This window comes from Klebsiella sp. GFKo11, assembly GCF_056490265.1.
This window is the reverse complement of the sequence record NZ_CM151369.1, coordinates 1,335,646-1,353,608: the sequence shown is the minus strand read 5'-3', so window position 1 is coordinate 1,353,608 and position 17,963 is coordinate 1,335,646. Positions and strand designations below refer to the sequence as shown.

At 56.1% G+C, this 17,963-nt stretch carries 18 protein-coding genes; 13 read left to right on the top strand and 5 right to left on the bottom strand.

Features of this window, described 5'->3' with window-relative positions; all coding sequences use genetic code 11:
* Positions 1-178: 178 nt before the first annotated feature.
* Positions 179-1,450 (bottom strand): PTS sugar transporter subunit IIC, encoded by a 1,272-nt coding sequence (locus AC07P6_RS06485; protein WP_478315900.1) that lies wholly within the window; start codon positions 1,448-1,450, stop codon positions 179-181.
* Between the two features lie 175 nt (positions 1,451-1,625).
* Here AC07P6_RS06485 and AC07P6_RS06480 point away from each other — a divergent pair, with 175 nt between their 5' ends.
* The 8 genes from AC07P6_RS06480 (at position 1,626) to sitD (ending at position 8,484) form a co-directional block, all read left to right on the top strand.
* Positions 1,626-1,940, top strand: a complete 315-nt coding sequence (locus AC07P6_RS06480; RefSeq protein ID WP_182234430.1) for a PTS sugar transporter subunit IIB — start codon at positions 1,626-1,628, stop codon at positions 1,938-1,940.
* Positions 1,941-1,949: 9 nt separating this feature from the next.
* Positions 1,950-3,272: a PTS sugar transporter subunit IIC gene (locus AC07P6_RS06475; RefSeq protein ID WP_478315899.1), complete on the top strand. Its 1,323-nt coding sequence runs from the start codon at positions 1,950-1,952 to the stop codon at positions 3,270-3,272.
* Positions 3,273-3,295: 23 nt separating this feature from the next.
* Positions 3,296-3,610 (top strand): PTS lactose/cellobiose transporter subunit IIA, encoded by a 315-nt coding sequence (locus tag AC07P6_RS06470; protein WP_478315898.1) that lies wholly within the window; start codon positions 3,296-3,298, stop codon positions 3,608-3,610.
* Positions 3,611-3,916: 306 nt separating this feature from the next.
* Positions 3,917-4,879, top strand: a complete 963-nt coding sequence (locus tag AC07P6_RS06465) for a LacI family DNA-binding transcriptional regulator (RefSeq protein WP_181485164.1) — start codon at positions 3,917-3,919, stop codon at positions 4,877-4,879.
* 176 nt (positions 4,880-5,055) lie between these two features.
* Positions 5,056-5,973 carry a metal ABC transporter substrate-binding protein gene (locus AC07P6_RS06460; RefSeq protein ID WP_478315897.1) on the top strand — a complete coding sequence of 306 codons (918 nt, stop codon included), beginning with the start codon at positions 5,056-5,058 and terminating at the stop codon, positions 5,971-5,973.
* Positions 5,970-6,791: a manganese/iron ABC transporter ATP-binding protein gene (locus tag AC07P6_RS06455; RefSeq protein WP_304253083.1), complete on the top strand. Its 822-nt coding sequence runs from the start codon at positions 5,970-5,972 to the stop codon at positions 6,789-6,791. Before AC07P6_RS06460 ends, AC07P6_RS06455 begins: the two co-directional genes overlap by 4 nt.
* On the top strand, positions 6,788-7,636 hold the full coding sequence (gene sitC, locus AC07P6_RS06450) for an iron/manganese ABC transporter permease subunit SitC (RefSeq protein WP_181485161.1): 849 nt from the start codon (positions 6,788-6,790) through the stop codon (positions 7,634-7,636). Before AC07P6_RS06455 ends, sitC begins: the two co-directional genes overlap by 4 nt.
* Positions 7,630-8,484: an iron/manganese ABC transporter permease subunit SitD gene (gene sitD, locus AC07P6_RS06445; protein WP_478315896.1), complete on the top strand. Its 855-nt coding sequence runs from the start codon at positions 7,630-7,632 to the stop codon at positions 8,482-8,484. The genes sitC and sitD overlap by 7 nt, the downstream gene beginning before the upstream one ends.
* A gap of 123 nt (positions 8,485-8,607) precedes the next feature.
* Here sitD and AC07P6_RS06440 read toward each other — a convergent pair whose 3' ends face one another.
* Both AC07P6_RS06440 and AC07P6_RS06435 read right to left on the bottom strand, forming a co-directional pair.
* Entirely contained in the window at positions 8,608-8,952 is a 345-nt protein-coding gene (locus AC07P6_RS06440) for a nitrous oxide-stimulated promoter family protein (RefSeq protein WP_434661883.1), read from the bottom strand.
* 77 nt (positions 8,953-9,029) lie between these two features.
* On the bottom strand, positions 9,030-9,314 hold the full coding sequence (locus AC07P6_RS06435) for an Rdx family protein (RefSeq protein WP_478315895.1): 285 nt from the start codon (positions 9,312-9,314) through the stop codon (positions 9,030-9,032).
* Between the two features lie 216 nt (positions 9,315-9,530).
* Here AC07P6_RS06435 and AC07P6_RS06430 point away from each other — a divergent pair, with 216 nt between their 5' ends.
* The 5 genes from AC07P6_RS06430 (at position 9,531) to AC07P6_RS06410 (ending at position 15,583) form a co-directional block, all read left to right on the top strand.
* Complete coding sequence (locus AC07P6_RS06430) at positions 9,531-11,888, top strand: TonB-dependent receptor domain-containing protein (RefSeq protein WP_478315894.1); 2,358 nt, start codon at positions 9,531-9,533, stop codon at positions 11,886-11,888.
* 72 nt (positions 11,889-11,960) lie between these two features.
* Complete coding sequence (locus AC07P6_RS06425; protein WP_478315893.1) at positions 11,961-13,001, top strand: hemin-degrading factor; 1,041 nt, start codon at positions 11,961-11,963, stop codon at positions 12,999-13,001.
* Positions 12,998-13,816, top strand: a complete 819-nt coding sequence (locus AC07P6_RS06420; RefSeq protein WP_478315892.1) for a heme/hemin ABC transporter substrate-binding protein — start codon at positions 12,998-13,000, stop codon at positions 13,814-13,816. The genes AC07P6_RS06425 and AC07P6_RS06420 overlap by 4 nt, the downstream gene beginning before the upstream one ends.
* On the top strand, positions 13,816-14,811 hold the full coding sequence (locus AC07P6_RS06415; RefSeq protein ID WP_142463398.1) for a FecCD family ABC transporter permease: 996 nt from the start codon (positions 13,816-13,818) through the stop codon (positions 14,809-14,811). Before AC07P6_RS06420 ends, AC07P6_RS06415 begins: the two co-directional genes overlap by 1 nt.
* Positions 14,804-15,583: a heme ABC transporter ATP-binding protein gene (locus AC07P6_RS06410; RefSeq protein WP_304253092.1), complete on the top strand. Its 780-nt coding sequence runs from the start codon at positions 14,804-14,806 to the stop codon at positions 15,581-15,583. Before AC07P6_RS06415 ends, AC07P6_RS06410 begins: the two co-directional genes overlap by 8 nt.
* 143 nt (positions 15,584-15,726) lie before the next feature.
* Here AC07P6_RS06410 and fucO read toward each other — a convergent pair whose 3' ends face one another.
* Together fucO and AC07P6_RS06400 are read right to left on the bottom strand one after the other, a co-directional pair.
* Positions 15,727-16,878, bottom strand: a complete 1,152-nt coding sequence (gene fucO / locus AC07P6_RS06405; RefSeq protein ID WP_331329337.1) for a lactaldehyde reductase — start codon at positions 16,876-16,878, stop codon at positions 15,727-15,729.
* Positions 16,879-17,628: 750 nt separating this feature from the next.
* On the bottom strand, positions 17,629-17,949 hold the full coding sequence (locus AC07P6_RS06400; RefSeq protein WP_181485148.1) for a FaeA/PapI family transcriptional regulator: 321 nt from the start codon (positions 17,947-17,949) through the stop codon (positions 17,629-17,631).
* Positions 17,950-17,963 lie beyond the last annotated feature (14 nt).

Sequence of the window (17,963 nt, the reverse complement as noted above, 5' to 3'; positions counted from 1 at the left end):
AGGAAATTTACGGATCAAAAACGGAAATGTACATCCATTAACGGAAAGCGCTTTCCGCAATTGCCGGATGAGTTCACAAATTTGACGATAGAGGGCAAATATTCGTGATGAAGTTCACATAACCAGGCGGAAATAAAAAAGCCCGCACGCGGCGGGCCGATTCAGGCAGGGGAAAAGCTTAGCGTTCGGCGTCGGCGAGCTGGCGTTCGTAGACTTTGAAGAACGGGCGATAGAGCATCCACGCGTTAAAAATAGCGAACAGGCACATACATAAATTTTTCCAGCTACCGTTGGCTGACCAGGCCGCGCCGAGCGGCGACGGCATCGACCACGGCAGCATCGCCACCGCCCGGTCGAGAATCCCAAGCTGAGTTAAATACCAGGCGATACAGGCATTTATCAGCGGAACAAAAATAAACGGCAGCAGAAAAACCGGGTTCATGATGATGGGGAAGCCAAATAATATCGGCTCGTTGATGTTGAACAACGAGGGCAACAGGCCAATTTTTCCCACGCTTTTTAGCTGCCGCGAACGGCTGCGCATCGCCATAAAGACCAGCGGCAGGGTGGAGCCGATACCGCCAATCAGCAAGTAAAAATCCCAGAATCCCTGGAGGTAAATATGCGGCAGAGTAGCGGAACCAGCGGCCAGCGCCTGCTGGTTTTCAAACAGATAGGTCATCCAGAACGGGTTCATAATCCCGGTGATAATCAGCGCGCCGTGAATACCAACAAACCAAAGTAAATTACAGATAAATAACGAGATTAATACCGCAGTTAGCGTATCGGAGGCCACCACCAGCGGGCGTACCGCTTCGCTAATCAGCTCCGGTAAAATGCGCCCGGTGCTTTGCAACAATAACGCATTGATAACGCTGATAGAGAGCATTATCACAAGCAGCGGGATCAGCAGTTGGAAACCATTGCGGGTCATCACCGGCACCTCTTCCGGCAGACGGATACACCAGCCCTTCTTGTAGAAAAAACGGATAATTTCAATCGAATAGGTGCTTGAAATCAACGCGGTAAAAATCCCCATCCCGCCGAGAAAAATATTGGTCGCCCCATTATCGCGAAAGCCGATAAACAGCAAAAACGCCAGACAGCCGGTTAGCCCGCAGAGCCGCTCCGGCAGCCGGTACTGCTTGGCGAGGCTGGCGCTGGCGCCGAAGGCCACAATCAGCGCCACCAGCCCGATGGTGAGTTCGAAGGTCGGCAGCAGAATGGGCCGCAGCTGGAGATAGAACTGGCCGAAAGCCGATGCGCCGTCAATGGAAACGGGCGGAAACAAAATTGGCACCAGCAAACTTCCGACAATCACAAACGGCATCGCCAGCGCAAAGCTGTCGCGCATCGCCGTAATGTGATTATTGCGCGTCAGAACGTTGGCCAGCGGCGCCAGCCGCTGTTCGATGATATCGACGACAACATTCATCAACTGAATGTTCATAGTCCTGCCTTATAGGAATAGTTTTATCGCCGGGATGATCGCGCACTCCTGAGTAAAGTAAAAGCCCGCCATAGGTGATCGTGGTCACAATAAATAAATCCACAAACGGAAAGCGCTTTCCGTTTTATATCCACTATGACTATAGTCGGCACATCCAACTCATCAGGAGCGGTTTATGAAAAAGATAATGTTGTGTTGTTCTGCGGGCATGTCCACCAGCCTGCTGGTGAAAAAAATGGTCGCCGAAGCCGAGCAGCGCGGGCTGCCGGTAGAGATCAACGCCTTTGGCGTCGCGGAATTCGATCAGCAGGTCGGTCATTACCAGGTGGTACTGCTGGGACCGCAGGTGAAATACATGCAGAAAGACCTGCAAAAACAGGCCGATAAATACGGGATCCGCGTGGAACCCATCAACATGATGGATTACGGCATGCAAAAAGGCGGTGCCGTACTGGATTTCGCGCTTTCCCTTATTGATAACAAAAACTAAGGAAAGATCATGAGCTCTCTGTACGCTAAGTTGATCACCGTGATTGAACAGAAGATCACGCCCATGGCAGGTGCGATCGGCCAGCAAAAATATGTCACTTCGATCCGCGACGGCTTTATTACCGCCCTGCCCTTTATGATCGTCGGCTCGTTTTTACTGGTATTTATCTTCCCGCCGTTTTCACCGGATACCAATTGGGGCTTTGCCCGCGCCTGGCTGCAATTTTCTCTCGATCATCGCGACGCGCTGATGCTGCCGTTTAATTTCAGCATGGGGGTGATGACGCTGTTTATCGCCGTCGGAATCGCCGCGAGCCTGGCGAAGCACCACAATCTGGACCCGCTAACCGCCGGGATGCTGTCGCTGATGTCGTTTCTGCTAGTGGCCGCGCCGCTGAAGGATGGGCAGATCTCCACTGCCTATTTCTCCGGTCAGGGGATCTTCACCGCCATTCTGGTGGCGATTTATTCCACCGAACTGTACGCCTTCCTCAAGCGTCACAACATTACCATTCGTCTGCCGCCGGAAGTCCCGGCTGGCGTGGCGCGCTCGTTTGAAATCCTGATCCCGGTGCTGGCGATCGTGCTGACGCTGCACCCGCTGAATCTGTTTATCGAAGCCCAACTGGGGATGATCATTCCGGAAGCGATCATGTCGCTGGTAAAACCGCTGGTGGCGGCCTCCGATACTTTACCGGCGATCCTGCTGTCGGTACTGGTGTGCCAGGTCCTGTGGTTTGCTGGGATCCACGGAGCACTGATCGTTACCGGGATTATGAACCCGTTCTGGATGGCTAACCTGTCGATCAACCAGGCGGCGATGGCCGCAGGGACGGCGATCCCGCATATCTACGTGCAGGGTTTCTGGGATCACTATCTGCTGATTGGCGGCGTCGGTTCCACGCTACCGCTGGCGCTAATGCTGATGCGCAGCAAGGCTATTCACCTGCGCACGATTGGCCGTATGGGTGTGGTACCGGGCGTATTTAACATCAACGAACCGATTCTGTTCGGCGCGCCAATCATTATGAATCCGCTGTTCTTCCTGCCGTTTGTGCTGGTACCGATGATCAACGCAACGCTGGCGTACTTCGCGCTGAAGCTGGACCTGGTGAGCCGCGTGGTGTCGATGACCCCGTGGACGACTCCGGCCCCTATCGGTGCCTCCTGGGCGGCGAACTGGAGCTTTAGCCCGGTGATCATGTGCCTGATTTGTATGGCGACAGCGATGGTGATGTATCTGCCGTTCCTCAAAGCCTACGAAAAACAGCTGCTGGAGCAAGAACACGCTAACGCCGTTACGCAGGCCGAAGTCGCGCCGCAATCCGCATAATTCATACTATTTAGAGGTTTGTCATGGAATTAGAAGAACAGGTGATGGGTATCATCATCAACGCCGGGCAGTCACGTAGCCTGTGCTACGAAGCGCTGAGCTGCGCTAAAGAGGGCGATTTCGCCGCCGCCGACGAGAAGATGAAAGAAGCGGCGCATTTTGCCCGCGAGGCGCATCTGGTGCAGACGCAGCTGATTGAAGCCGACGAAGGCGAGGGAAAGACCAAAATGACGCTGGTGATGGTTCACGCCCAGGATCATTTGATGACTTCGATTCTGGCGAAAGAGCTGATCGGCGAGCTAATCGCGATTTACCGCTCGCGACCGCTGCACGTGTAGGGTTTCCCCCTCACTCCGGCCCTCTCTCCAAAAGGGAGAGGGAGAAAAGCAGTCGACCGCTGCACGTGTAGGGCTGCCCCCTCACCCCGTCCCTCTTCCCAAAAGGGAGAGGGAGAAAAGCAGGCGACCGCTGCACGTGTAGAGCTACCCCCTCACCCCGGCCCTCTCCCCAAAAGGGAGAGGGAGAAAAGCAGGCGGTGGCGCGGGCTGATTGCCAGTTCTGGCAAGCGCTGAAGGCCGCTGGCGATAGACACTTTTTTCAGCAGATATGCTAAGCTAGGCGAAAATATTCAGACAGAAAATGCCATGCCAACCATTGATGATGTTTCAAGATTAGCGAATGTCTCCCGAGCGACGGTATCCCGCGTGCTGACCGGCACACGTGGCGTGCGCGAAGAGAGCCGCGAGGCCGTTTTACGGGCAGTAGAAGAACTCAACTACCGCCCGAGCTTTGCCGCGCAAAACCTCGCCAGTCAGACATCCAATCACGTGGGGCTGGTGATTCCGGCGAACGACGAAAGCAGCGGCGCACGCCTGCTGCCGATGCTGTCATTAGCGCTGAAGGGGCTGAACAAAAACCTGATCGTGCAGTACGTGACGGATGCGGCTGAACAAGCGGCGGTGGTTGATGATTTACAGCGTCAGTGTGTCGCGGTGGTGGTGCTCGGCGCCGTCGCTGCCGATACCCCACGCAACGTTATCTCCTTCGACAGGTTTAGCGTCGCCGGGGTCAATAATCAGGGCTACGACTACGCATTTGCCACCGAGAGCGCCTGCCGCTACGTGATTGGCAAAGGCCACCGCAATATCGCCCTGCTGACCGATAACGACAGCGATGACGCCAGCCGCCAGATGCTCGAAGGCTATCGCAACGTTCTGCAAAACTACTCTATCCCGTTTAACCGACAGCTGATGCTGGCGGCCAACGATAACGTCGAGCAGGCGCTGCTGACGCTGATTAATAGCTTCAGCAAATATTCGGTGATTATCGTTAAACGCGACCGCTACGCTGCGGAAGCGATGCGTCTGCTGCGCGAATTTAACGTCGCCGTGCCGCAGGAGGTCTCGCTGTTAAGCCTTGAGGATTCTCCCCTCGCCTCGCTGCTGAACCCGCCGCTGACCTGCATTTCCTGGCCGCTGGAGCAGTTGATGGAAAACTGCATTCAGCGCATCCGCAGCCTGATCGACGAGCGCCCTACCTTCTCCTTCGAAGGACGCACGCTGACGGGTCGCCTGATCCCACGCCAGTCGGTGGCTGATTTATCTTAATCTTTGCCCCGGTCTCTCTTCTGACCGGGTCTTCCTCCCATATCGCTTTATTTCCATGCTAATCATTTCCCCCACATCTAAATAAGAATTATTTTCATTTATAAATAGCTTGTGCTATATAACATAGCAATGGCTATAAATGATGATTAATTAACCACAACATTATGAGGGACCTTATGCTGCATCTGCCACCTCTGAAGCACCTGATGTTTGCCGCGACTCTGGCTCTGCTTGCCATCGCCCCGGCGCAGGCGAAAGACAAATTCAAAGTCATCACCACCTTCACCGTGATCGCCGATATGGCGCAGAACGTCGCGGGTGACGCCGCCGACGTCAGCTCAATTACCAAACCTGGAGCCGAAATTCATGAATATCAGCCTACTCCCGGCGATATTAAACGCGCACAGGGCGCGCAGCTGATCCTCACCAACGGCCTGAACCTTGAGCTGTGGTTTGCCCGTTTTTATCAGCACCTGAACGACGTGCCGGAAGTGGTGGTCAGCAACGGGATTCAGCCGATGGGCATCAGTGATGGCCCGTATAACGGCAAGCCTAACCCGCACGCCTGGATGTCGGCGGATAACGCGCTGATCTATGTTGATAATATTCGCGACGCGCTGGTGAAATACGATCCTGTCAATGCCGATACCTATCGCCAGAACGCCGAAGCCTACAAAGAGAAGATCCGCCAGACCATGGCACCGCTGAAGGCGGAACTGGCGAAACTGCCGCAGGATAAGCGCTGGCTGGTGACTAGCGAAGGTGCGTTCTCCTATCTGGCCCGCGATAACGGCCTGCAGGAACTCTATCTGTGGCCGATCAACGCCGACCAGCAGGGCACGCCGCAGCAGGTGCGCAAAACCATCGACACCATGAAGAAAGAGCGTATCCCGACTATCTTTAGCGAAAGCACCATCTCCGATAAACCCGCGCGTCAGGTTGCACGGGAAGCGGGTGCCCACTATGGCGGCGTCCTGTACGTCGACTCCCTGAGCGCCGCCGACGGTCCGGTTCCAACCTACCTCGACCTGCTGCGCGTCACCACCGAAACCATCGTCCAGGGTATCAACGACGGACTAAGGAAACAGGCATGAGTCACGAGCTGCCGGGCCTCGCGGTCAACAACGTCAGCGTAACCTATCGCAACGGGCATACCGCCCTGCGCGATGCTTCATTTAGCGTCCCGCGCAGCTCAATTGCCGCGCTGGTCGGGGTGAACGGTTCGGGAAAATCGACGCTGTTTAAAGCGCTGATGGGCTTCGTGCGCGTGGGCCGCGGCGATATCGCCATTCTTGGTCAACCGGTTAACCGCGCCCTGCGCCAGAACCTCGTGGCCTATGTTCCGCAGTCGGAAGAGGTGGACTGGTCCTTCCCGGTGCTGGTGGAAGATGTGGTGATGATGGGCCGCTACGGCCATATGGGCTGGCTGCGGCGGGCCAAACCACGCGACCATGAGATTGTCGACGCCGCGCTGGAGCGGGTCGGCATGAGCGAGTATCGCCATCGGCAGATAGGCGAACTCTCCGGAGGGCAGAAAAAACGCGTGTTTCTCGCCCGCGCTATCGCCCAGCAGGGGAAAGTCATTCTGCTGGATGAGCCCTTTACCGGCGTCGATGTACAGACCGAAGCGCGCATTATCACCTTGCTGCGGGAGCTACGCGACGAAGGCTGCACCATGCTGGTTTCAACGCATAACCTCGGTTCGGTAAGCGAGTTCTGCGACTACACGGTGATGGTCAAAGGTACCGTGCTGGCTAGCGGCCCGACGGAAACCACCTTTACCGCCGAAAACCTCGAACTCGCCTTTAGCGGCGTGCTGCGCCACGTGGTGCTGAGCGGGGCGGAAGAGAGGATCATTACCGACGATGAGCGCCCGTTTATCAGCCGCCGGGCGGCGGGAGGCGAAAGATGAGCTGGCTGCTGGAGCCGTTTGGTTATCAATACATGCTCAATGCGATGTGGGTTTCGGCGCTGGTGGGCGGGGTGTGCGCATTTCTCTCCTGCTATCTGATGCTCAAGGGCTGGTCGCTGATTGGCGATGCCCTCTCCCACTCCATCGTACCCGGCGTGGCGGGCGCTTATATGCTCGGCCTGCCCTTCGCGCTGGGGGCGTTTCTTTCCGGCGGGCTGGCGGCAGGCAGCATGCTGTTTCTTAACCAGCGCTCGAAGCTGAAGGAAGACGCAATTATCGGCCTAATCTTCTCTTCATTTTTCGGTATCGGCCTGTTTATGGTGTCGCTTAACCCGACCTCGGTGAATATCCAGACCATTATTCTTGGTAATATTTTGGCCATTGCCCCGGAGGATATTATTCAGCTGGCAGCAATTGGCTTTATTTCGATGGCGATTCTGCTGCTGAAGTGGAAAGACCTGATGGTGACCTTTTTCGATGAGAACCACGCCCGCTCGATTGGCCTGAACACCACAGGGCTGAAGCTGCTGTTTTTCACCCTGCTGGCGGCCTGTACCGTCGCGGCATTGCAAACCGTCGGCGCATTTCTGGTGATTTGCCTGGTCGTCACGCCCGGCGCCACCGCCTGGCTGCTGACCGACCGCTTTCCGCGCCTACTGGCGATCGCCGTGGCTATCGGCAGCCTGACCAGCTTTTTCGGCGCGTGGCTGAGTTACTACCTGGACGGGGCAACCGGCGGGATTATCGTTGTGGCCCAGACGCTGCTGTTTTTAGTCGCTTTCGTTTTCGCGCCGAAGCACGGCCTGCTCGCCAGCCGTCGCCGCGCCAGGGAGGCCACATGCTGACCGCTCTGCTCGAACCGTTCCAGTTCTCTTTTATGATTAACGCCATGCTGGTGGCGATTATCGTTGCCATTCCCTGCGCGCTGCTGTCGGTATTTTTGGTGTTAAAAGGCTGGGCGCTGATGGGCGACGCCATGAGTCACGCGGTTTTTCCGGGCGTGGTGGTGGCGTATATCATCGGCATCCCGTTCGCTATCGGCGCGTTTATCGCCGGGTTATTCTGCGCCATTGCCACCGGTTATCTCGACGATAACAGCCGCATCAAGCGCGATACGATTATGGGGATTGTGTTTTCCGGGATGTTTGGCGCAGGGCTGGTGCTGTACGTGTCGATTCAGTCGGAGGTGCATCTCGACCATATTCTGTTTGGCGACATGCTGGGTATTTCCGCCAGCGACATTGTGCAAACGTCGCTGATCGCGTTGGCGATCGCGCTGATTATCGGCCTGAAGTGGCGCGATTTTCTGCTGCACGCCTTCGACCCGAACCAGGCGAAAACCAGCGGTTTGCGCTGCGGGCTGCTGCATTACGGGCTGCTGTGCATGATTGCGCTGACCATTGTGGCGACGCTAAAAGCGGTGGGGATTATTTTGTCGATTTCGCTGCTGATAGCTCCGGGGGCAATTGCGCTGCTGCTGACGCGGCGGTTTGTCAGCGCCCTGCTGCTGGCGGTGGCGATTGCGGTGAGCTGTTCGCTGGGCGGCGTGTGGTTGTCGTTTTATCTCGACAGCGCCCCGGCACCGACCATCGTAGTGTTGTTTACCCTGTTGTTTATTATCGCGTTTGTCTGTACATCGGTTCGCGATAGTCAAACCCAAGCCGATTCCGGCGAGGCCCCGGGTCGCGGCTAGCGCCTTACCCGGGCTACCTGGCTGGCATTCTTCCCGGAGGCGGCGCGTTGCGCCTGTCCGGGCTACCTCTACCCCAGGACGTAGCCCGGACAGATGCGCAGCATCGCCTCCGGGGAAAAGTCGCTATTTTTTGGGTCGGTATTTTTCCGGTAACTCCGGAACCGGGCGCCTGTCATCAATCAAATGGCGAATGGTCAAAATCGGGTGCCGCCAGAGCATCCGTGGCCCCGCCCAGCGCATAATCTGCTTCATCTCTTCACGTTTAGCTGCCTGGTAGCAGTGCACCGGACACTGCTTGCAGGCGGGTTTTTCTTCACCAAATACGCACTTATCCAAGCGCTTATCGGCGTAGGCGTTAAGCGCCTGATAATGTTCCGCATCTTCATGAGCATCCGGGCAGCGGCGCTGGTAGAGCGTAATCATGCTGCTAATGGTCTTTTTTTCCCGCGCAATACGTTTGCCCGCCATCGCCTGTTCCTCATCGATAAAGATGCGTTAATAATACACCTTTAAAGAGTGCGGCGCAGCCGGTTACCTCCTGAGGATTATGCCGGCTTGTCCACGTGCCCCAGAGGTTTCTCCGGGAAGCAAACGTCGCGAACCCGACGCTTCAGCTCCGCCGCATCGGGGAAACCACCATCCTGCTTGCGCTCCCAAATTTGCACATCGTCAACGGTCACCACGAAGATCCCCCCGGTTCCCGGCACCAGGGTCACTGAGCCAATATCGGTGCTGAAACTATGCAGTAGTTCCTGGGCCATCCAGCTGGCGCGCAGCATCCAGTTGCACTGCGAACAGTAGGTAATGGTAATAGAGGCTTTGTGACTCATCGGTTTCTCGCTGTCAGTAAAAGGATGAATTGTAAACAACTTGCAGATTAATTGAGGAATAAATGATTATTTTGTTGCAAACGATAATACCTATCATTACCATTCACAATCAATAAGCATGGAGTAAAAAACGTCCAGTAACGGAATAACGGGACACACCTGCACTCTGGAAGTAACGCGTGAGCCGATACTAATAATTATCAAGGCGTGGCTACTATGTATAACTCCACTCAATCAACAGCATGGTTCAAGAAAAGCCTGCTGGTGACTTCTTTGCTTGCAGCAATCTATCAGACCTCCGCCGGGGCGGCTGATACCACCAACAATTCATCATCCGACGATAGTTCAGAACAGATGACCGTGACCGCGCCAGCCCCCGTGCTGAAAGCGGGCAGCGAGCATTCCATCAGCGCTCAGGAACTACAGGATAAAGGGGCCAACGACTTTGGCTCCATCATGCGCTACGAACCGTTGATTGGCGCGACTGGCGCCAGCGGCGGTTCCGGCAACGGCAAAAGCGGCTTCGACCGGGGCGGCTATACCGGCTACAACATTCGCGGCATGGAGAGCAACCGCGTCGGTATCGACGTCGACGGCATCGCTCAGCCGAACGCCACCGGGCGCAGCTACGCCAGCCGCGCGGGACTCAATACTTTCGGTATGGGCCGCGACTATATTGACCCGTACATGTACGGCAGCATCGATATTCAGTCCGGGGCCACCTCGACCGAAACCGCCAACAGCTCCATCGGCGGTAACGTCTCCTTCCGTCCTAAATCCGCAGATGACTATCTGCACCCGGGCAAAACCAGCGCCTTCGGCTACCGCAGCGGCTATGATTCCTCGAACCGCAGCTGGCACAACGGCATCACCGTCGCCGGTGGCGACGAAACCCTGCGCGGGATCTTCGTCTACAGCCGCCGTGACGGCCAGGAAACGGAAAATAACAGCGGGACCGTCGATTCATATCCGGCTAACTGGCACTCCGACGCCTTTCTGGCCTCCGGGATCTGGCAGCCGAATGACGAACATAAGCTGACCAGCACCTTCGATTATTACCATAAAACTAATCACACCCATTACGACGCCTGGGACACCAGCGGCAACAGCGTTATCGGCACCTCTAACCAGACCAGCCAGACCCGTCGCTGGGGCCTGAGCCTGAAAGATGACTGGACGCCGATGAACGACTATATCGACAGCGTGTCGACCAAAGTCTACTACCAACACACTGAGTCCCATGACTGGACGTATATGCCGGACAGCATCACCCGCGCGATGCAAACGGTAAGCTCCGACTGCGATACCGATACCTGGGGTATTCAGAGCGCGCTGGCAAAATCCATCGGCCGCCACGACCTGAGCGCCGGCTTTAACGCCAGCACCACCAAAACCCAGCGGCCATTAACTCAGTCGCCAACCCCGAGCGCTTACAGCCTCATTATGCAGCCGGACGCCGACAGCCGAGGCTATATCGTTGCAGGCTTCATGCAGGACAAAATTAACTTTGACCTCGACAGCCATAACTTCGCGGTGATCCCGGGCATTCGCGTGGTGCATCAGTCGACTAAGCCGGAGAATCTCTCCGACCTGGCGAATAACAGCAGCGTGCTGACCGGTTCTGCCGTTTCAAATCTGTATGGTAAGAACTCCGACACCCAGGCGCTGCCGTCGCTGGCCTTCCAGTACGACATCACTCCGCGCCTGATGACCTACCTGCAGTACCAGCGCGGAGCGCAGTTCCCGAACGCCAGCCAGCTGTATGGCTCCTGGAACCTCGGCTCCAGCTATGCTGGCCCCGGACAGTATGCGCTGATCGGCAACACCGATCTGAAAACCGAAACCAGCGATAACTTCGAGTGGGGGATGAAGGGCGAAGTCACCGAAGGTATCACTATGCGCACCGCCCTGTTCTACAACAGCTACAAGAATTTTATCGCCTATACCCGTTACATGCGCGCCAATAATCCGGCGCAGTTCGCTAACGTGCCGTCGAACATCTATACCATTTACCAGGCGGAGAACCGCGATAAAGCCTATATCTACGGCGGCGAAATCAGCGCCAAATTCAACTTTGGCACCTGGTTTGAAGAGGTTAACGGCCTGAGTGCCACCCTCGCCTACGGCTATAGCGAAGGGCAATCGAAATCCAGCTACAGCGGCGACAAATACGTCGACCTCGATAGCGTCGCGCCAATGAAGGCTATCGTCGGCGTGGCATGGGACGATCCGGCCAAAGTGTACGGTACCGCGCTGACCGCCACCTTTGTTAAGGGCAAACGCGCGACCACCACCAACCGCGAAAGCTACACCAACACCGGCTCCGCAATTACCGATTCGACCAGCGAATATATGCGCGTTCCGGGCTACGGCATGCTGGACTGGACCGCTTACTGGCAGGTGGCGAAGAACGTGCGCGTGAACGGCGGCGTGTACAACATCACCGACCGTAAATACTGGGATTATCTGAGCAGCCGTAATATCGAAACGGCAACCAATCAGGATGCCAACGATAAGGCGCTGTCAGTGATGCCTGGGCGTACCTGGCAGTTAGGCGTTAACGTCGATTTCTGATAGGCCAAATAATAAGAAACCTGCTCCCCGGCCGCGCGCCGGGGATACTCATCGTCGAGAAGGATGTGAATTATGCAAAACACCCAACCGCAACATGCCCCGCTGTGGCAACGCTATCTGACCACGAAAGCGCAATCTTCCGCAAAATACGCCCGCGATATCGCCGCCGAAATGGGGATTAGCGAAGCTGAGCTGACCGAAGCTCGCCTCGGCCACGATGCCGTACGTCTGATTGACGATGCGCGCGCCATTCTGGCGGCGCTGGAAGCCGTGGGCGAAACCAAATGTATCTGCCGCAACGAATACGCGGTGCATGAACAGGTCGGCGAATTTACCCACCAGCATCTGAGCGGCCACGCCGGGCTGGTACTCAACCCGCGCGCCCTCGACCTGCGCCTGTTCCTCAGCCAGTGGGCCAGCTCCTTCCGCCTGACCGATAACGGCCGCCAGAGCATTCAGTTCTTCGACCCGCACGGCGATGCGCTGCTCAAGGTTTACACCACCGGGAACACGGACATGGCAGCCTGGGATACGCTGATCGCCGAACATACGCAAGATTCCCCCGCTCCGCTGACCTTTCGCCCGGCCGATCCGGTGAAATATGCCGATTCTGCCGACGGCACGGCGCTGGAAAACGAATGGCGCGCCATGACCGACGTCCACCAGTTCTTTGGCCTGTTGAGAAAATATAACCTGTCGCGCCAGCAGGCGTTCCGCCTGGTCAGCGACGACCTCGCCTGCCGTATCGAGAAAGAGGCGCTGCCGGGCCTGCTGGATACTATTCATCAGGATGGCAACGAGATCATGATTTTCGTCGGCAACCGCGGCTGCGTGCAGATCTTCACCGGCGCGCTGGAAAAAGTTGCGCCGATGCGCGGCTGGCTGAATATCTTCAACACCGCCTTTACCCTGCACCTGCGCGAGGACAGCGTGGATGAAATTTGGGTCACCCGCAAACCGACCTCTGACGGTCACGTCACCAGCGTCGAGCTGTTTGCCAAAGACGGTACGCAGATTGCCCAGCTGTACGGTCAACGTACCGAAGGCCACCCGGAGCAGGCGCAGTGGCGCGCGCAGGTCGACCGTTTGACCACCGAAGGGCTGATCGCATGAAACGTTGGCTGATATTACTCATGGCGTTTCCGCTGTTTGCCAGCGCCGCCGCCGAGCGGATTGTCTCTCTCGGCGGCGACGTCACGGAAGTGGTTTATGCGCTTGATGCCCAGCAGCAACTGGTGGCGAAAGACAGCACCAGTACCTGGCCTGCCGCCGCACAGAGCCTGCCGGATGTCGGCTATATCCGCCAGCTAAACGCTGAAGGGATCCTTTCTCTACGCCCGACGCTGGTGCTGGCCAGCGCCCAGGCGCAGCCTTCGCTGGTGCTGAAAAAGGTCGAAGAGAACAAGGTTAAGGTGGTCAACGTACCGGGCGGCTACGACTTTCCGGCAATCGAGAAAAAGATTGGCGTGATTGCCGCAGCCCTCGGTAAACAGAGTGAAGGTGAAGCCCTGCGCCAGAAGCTCCACCAGCAGATCGCGCAAATCCCTTCGCAGCCCATTAACAAGCGAGTGCTGTTTATCCTCAGCCACGGCGGTATGAACACCATGGTGGCCGGTAAGCAAACGGCGGCGGATGGAGCCATCCGAGCCGCCGGATTGCAGAATGCGATGCAGGACTTCGACCATTATCGCAACATGTCCCAGGAAGGCGTTATCGCAAGCCGACCGGACCTGGTGGTGATCTCCGCCGATGGCCTGAAAGGTATGGGTGGTGAAGCCGGACTGTGGAAGCTACCGGGACTGGCGCAGACGCCCGCAGGGCGCAATAAGCAGGTGCAGGTTATTGATGATATGGCTCTGCTCGGCTTTGGCCCGCGCACGCCGCAGGCGGTACTCGCGCTACGGCAAAAAGCGGAGCAGTTACCCTGATGCGTTGCCACCTTACTCGTCATCTGTGGTTAATGACGCTGCTGTTAGTCATCCTGACACTACTTGCTACTACCCTTGGGGCGATGCGCCTGCCGCTGGCCAGCCTGCTGCCTTCCGGCGATGAGATCCTGAGAAACATCTGGCTGACCATTCGCCTGCCGCGGGTGCTGCTGGCGCTGCTGGTCGGCGCTGCTCTGGCGCTCTCCGGCTGCGTGATGCAGGGGCTGTTTCGCAATCCGCTCGCTGACCCAGGGCTTTTAGGTATCAGCAGCGGTGCGGCGCTGGCGGTAGCCTGCTGGCTGGTGCTGCCGCTGTCGGTACCGGTTCTTGTGGCGCTGTACGCCCCGATGCTGGCAGCGTTTATCGGTAGTATGGCGGTGATGGTGGTGATTTTTATCCTCAGCCGGGCGGGAGACGCTTCGCTCTCGCGCCTGCTGCTGGTCGGCATCGCGATTAACGCCCTTTGCAGCGCGCTGGTCGGGGTGCTGGCGTGGATAAGCAACGATGCCCAATTGCGCCAGCTTTCCTTGTGGGGCATGGGCAGCCTCGGTCAGGCGGAGTGGTCCACCCTGCTGGTGGCGGCCACGCTGATAATCCCGGCTTCTATCTTGATATGGGCGATGGCTTCACGCCTTAATCTGCTGCAATTGGGTGATGAAGAGGCGCATTACCTCGGCGTTAACGTTCGTGCGCTGCAGCGGCTATTGCTGCTGTGCAGCGCCCTACTGGTGGCGTCGGCTGTGGCGATCAGCGGCATTATCGGCTTTATCGGCCTGGTGGTACCACATCTGATGCGAATGTGGCTGGGGCCGGACCATCGCGGTCTGATCCCCGGTTCGCTGCTGTGTGGCGCAATTTTGCTGCTGCTAGCCGATACGCTGGCGCGCACCGTCGCCGCACCCGCCGAGATGCCGGTTGGTCTGTTGACCAGCGTCCTCGGCGCGCCGTGGTTCCTGTGGCTAATTTTCCGCCGGGAGAGAGAAACGCATGGATAACCGCTATAGCGCGCGTTCGCTTTCGCTGCGCATGGGCAAGCGCCAGATTATTAATGATGTCTCTCTCCAGTTGCGCGGCGGCGAGATGACGGCGCTGATTGGCCCCAACGGCGCGGGTAAATCGACCCTGTTGCGCCTGTTAACCGGTTTTTTAACGCCGGACAGCGGCGAACGGTTGGTGGAAGGCCGTCCGCTGGAAGCCTGGTCAGCAGACGCACTCTCCCGCCGCCGGGCGGTGATGCTGCAACGCACCCAGCTTCATGCCGACTGGCCGATTGAAACGGTGATCGCCATGGGCCGTTCGCCGTGGGGCAGCACGCCGCACGCGGAGATGATCCGTCAGGTCATGGAGGAGACCGGCTGCGATCATCTGGCCGGGAGGCGCTACCCTTCCCTCTCCGGCGGCGAACAGCAGCGGGTTCAATTGGCTCGCTGTCTGGCGCAGCTGTGGCGCGACGGTGCGCCTGAGGGCTGGCTGTTTCTCGACGAGCCTACTTCGGCGCTCGATCTCTATTACCAGCAGCACCTTCTGCGCCTGCTCAAGCGCCTGACCCGCAGCAGCCAACTGCACGTCTGCGTGGTGCTGCATGACCTGAACCTCGCAGCGCTGTGGGCCGATCGCATTCTGCTGTTGCATCAGGGAAAGCTGGTGGCGCAGGGCACGCCGCAGGAGGTGGTTCAGCAGCCAATTATTAGCCGCTGGTACGGCGCGGAGGTAAGAATGGGCGAGCACCCGGATACCGCCGCCCCGCAGGTGTATTTGGTGCCATAATTCGTACGGTCTGACGATTTCCCCGGAGGCGATGTTTCGCATCTGTCCGGGCTACGCAGCCCTCGCTATTAAAAAAGCCCGCGCACGCTGAGCTACACCGTAGCCGATAGAGAGTTCTACCGGCTACGGTTGAGATTGCTACCTTAGAAAATCGCCCGATACAGCGCTTTAATCTCTTCCAGATTCGTATCGCGCGGGTTACCGCCAGTGCACACATCCGCCAGCGCGGCGGCGGCGAGGGCATCGATATCCTCCTCTTTCATCCCCACATCGCGCAGACGCGCCGGGATATTAACGTCGCGGTTAAGCTGCGCCACGGCCTCAACGGCTGCCTTACGCGCTTCGGCTATTGGTAGGGTCGCCGCCTGTTTATTTCCCAGAGCCACCGCAATGTCGCGATACTTCTCACCGGTAAATTCAGCGTTGTAAGCCATAAGATGTGGCAACAGCACTGCGTTGGCGACACCATGCGGCGTACCGTAGAAAGCGCCCAACGGGTGCGCCATGCCGTGAACCAAGCCCAGTCCGACGTTAGAGAAGCCCATTCCGGCAATATATTGCCCCAGCGCCATTCCTTCCGCGCCCTGAGCATCGCCCTGCACTGAGGCGCGCAGCGAGCGGCCAATCACTTCGATAGCCTTCAGATGCAGCATGTCGGTTAATTCCCATGCGCCTTTAGTGATATAACCTTCGATCGCGTGAGTCAGCGCATCGACGCCGGTCGCCGCCTTCAGGCTGGCAGGCATGCTGGCCATCATTTCGGCATCGATAATCGCCACAACCGGGATATCGTGCGGGTCATAGCAAACAAACTTGCGGCGATTTTGTACGTCAGTGATGACGTAGTTGATGGTCACTTCAGCAGCCGTACCGGCGGTGGTTGGGATCGCAATCATCGGCACTGCGGCATTTTTGGTGTCGGCTCCGCCCTCCAGGCTACGAACATCGGCGAATTCAGGGTTATTAATGATAATCCCTACTGCCTTGCAGGTATCCTGCGGGGAACCACCGCCGATGGCGATCAGATAATCTGCACCCGATTGTTTAAACGCTTCAACGCCCTGCTGTACAACTTCAATGGTCGGGTTAGGAATCACGCTATCAAAGACGCTGTAGGCCAGGCCAGCGCTGTCGAGGATATCGAATACCTTTGTCGCGACCTTAAAGCGGATCAGATCTTTATCAGTAACCACCAGCGCTTTTTTAAAGCCGCGCTTTTTGACTTCATCGACAATGCAGCTAATCGATCCCGCACCAAAATAAGAGGTTTCGTTTAAAATCATTCTGTAAGCCATTTTGTGCTCCCTTCAAGCTGAGTGTTTGATAACCATAATATTTGGCCCCACAGTAACGTGACTGATACGGACTTTTTATTATTTCATATCAAATAACACCTCAATTGCCCTGCACTCTGGCTCAGTTAACTAACGTACCTCCCATAATATGGGAATTTAGTCCAGTATACTGGACACCAGTCATCACCGTGCTTTACGCATGCTCATACGCAACGGTATCCAATATAAGCAATCGGGAAATATTTATCTCACATAAGATATTATTGAACTGGATCACACTATTTTCTCTTTTATGGAGAACTCCAGGCAGGGAGTGCTAAAGCGAACATGATAGCGTCAGTGAACTGAAGTAGGTACGGAATAACAATGGCCTTAGATAATATTGCATTCTTTTTCTTATGCGACTTCTTAGCCAAATTCCCCCTCGACGTTGATTGAATCAGATTGCCACGCCACAAAAGCAACAACTTAGAAACAAAAGCATCATTTCATCAACAAAACGATCGAGCGCTCGCCTGCCACCGCTTGCCGGATAAAATTAACGAATGAGAATTACCCAACATTAGTGATAAATACTTATCAACATATGAAATACAAAACGCTCTATTTAAGAAGTGGTATATCACTTCGTTAAGAATATTCTCCATTATTTGCGAGATATTAATTCTAAAAAAACATTAAAAGATTGAAAAAGGCATCTAAAAGGCCTGTGTTTATTGCAAATTTACAGGCCTCTTGTTAGTATGACTCTCAATCAATATGTTTATTATAAATATACCACTTATGATGTTTTTTGATTTTTATTCTGTTCACCTGACCATACTTCTCCAAAGGCAGCAACAAATGTCTGACTTTATATATTGACATTTCACATCTGTCAGCTAATTCACGAGTAAGTAGCCCCTCAGGCTCATGTTCTTTTAATACAAAAAGAATATACTCCTGCTCTGGAACGTTCACTCCAGAGAATTTATTGATACCCATGGCGGTCATCAATGACCTTAAGCTTTCAACAGCAGCGCCAGAACCATGATGTAAATCAGGGATACGGGATGAAGTTACAATCTTCATGAGTCAGTTCCTTC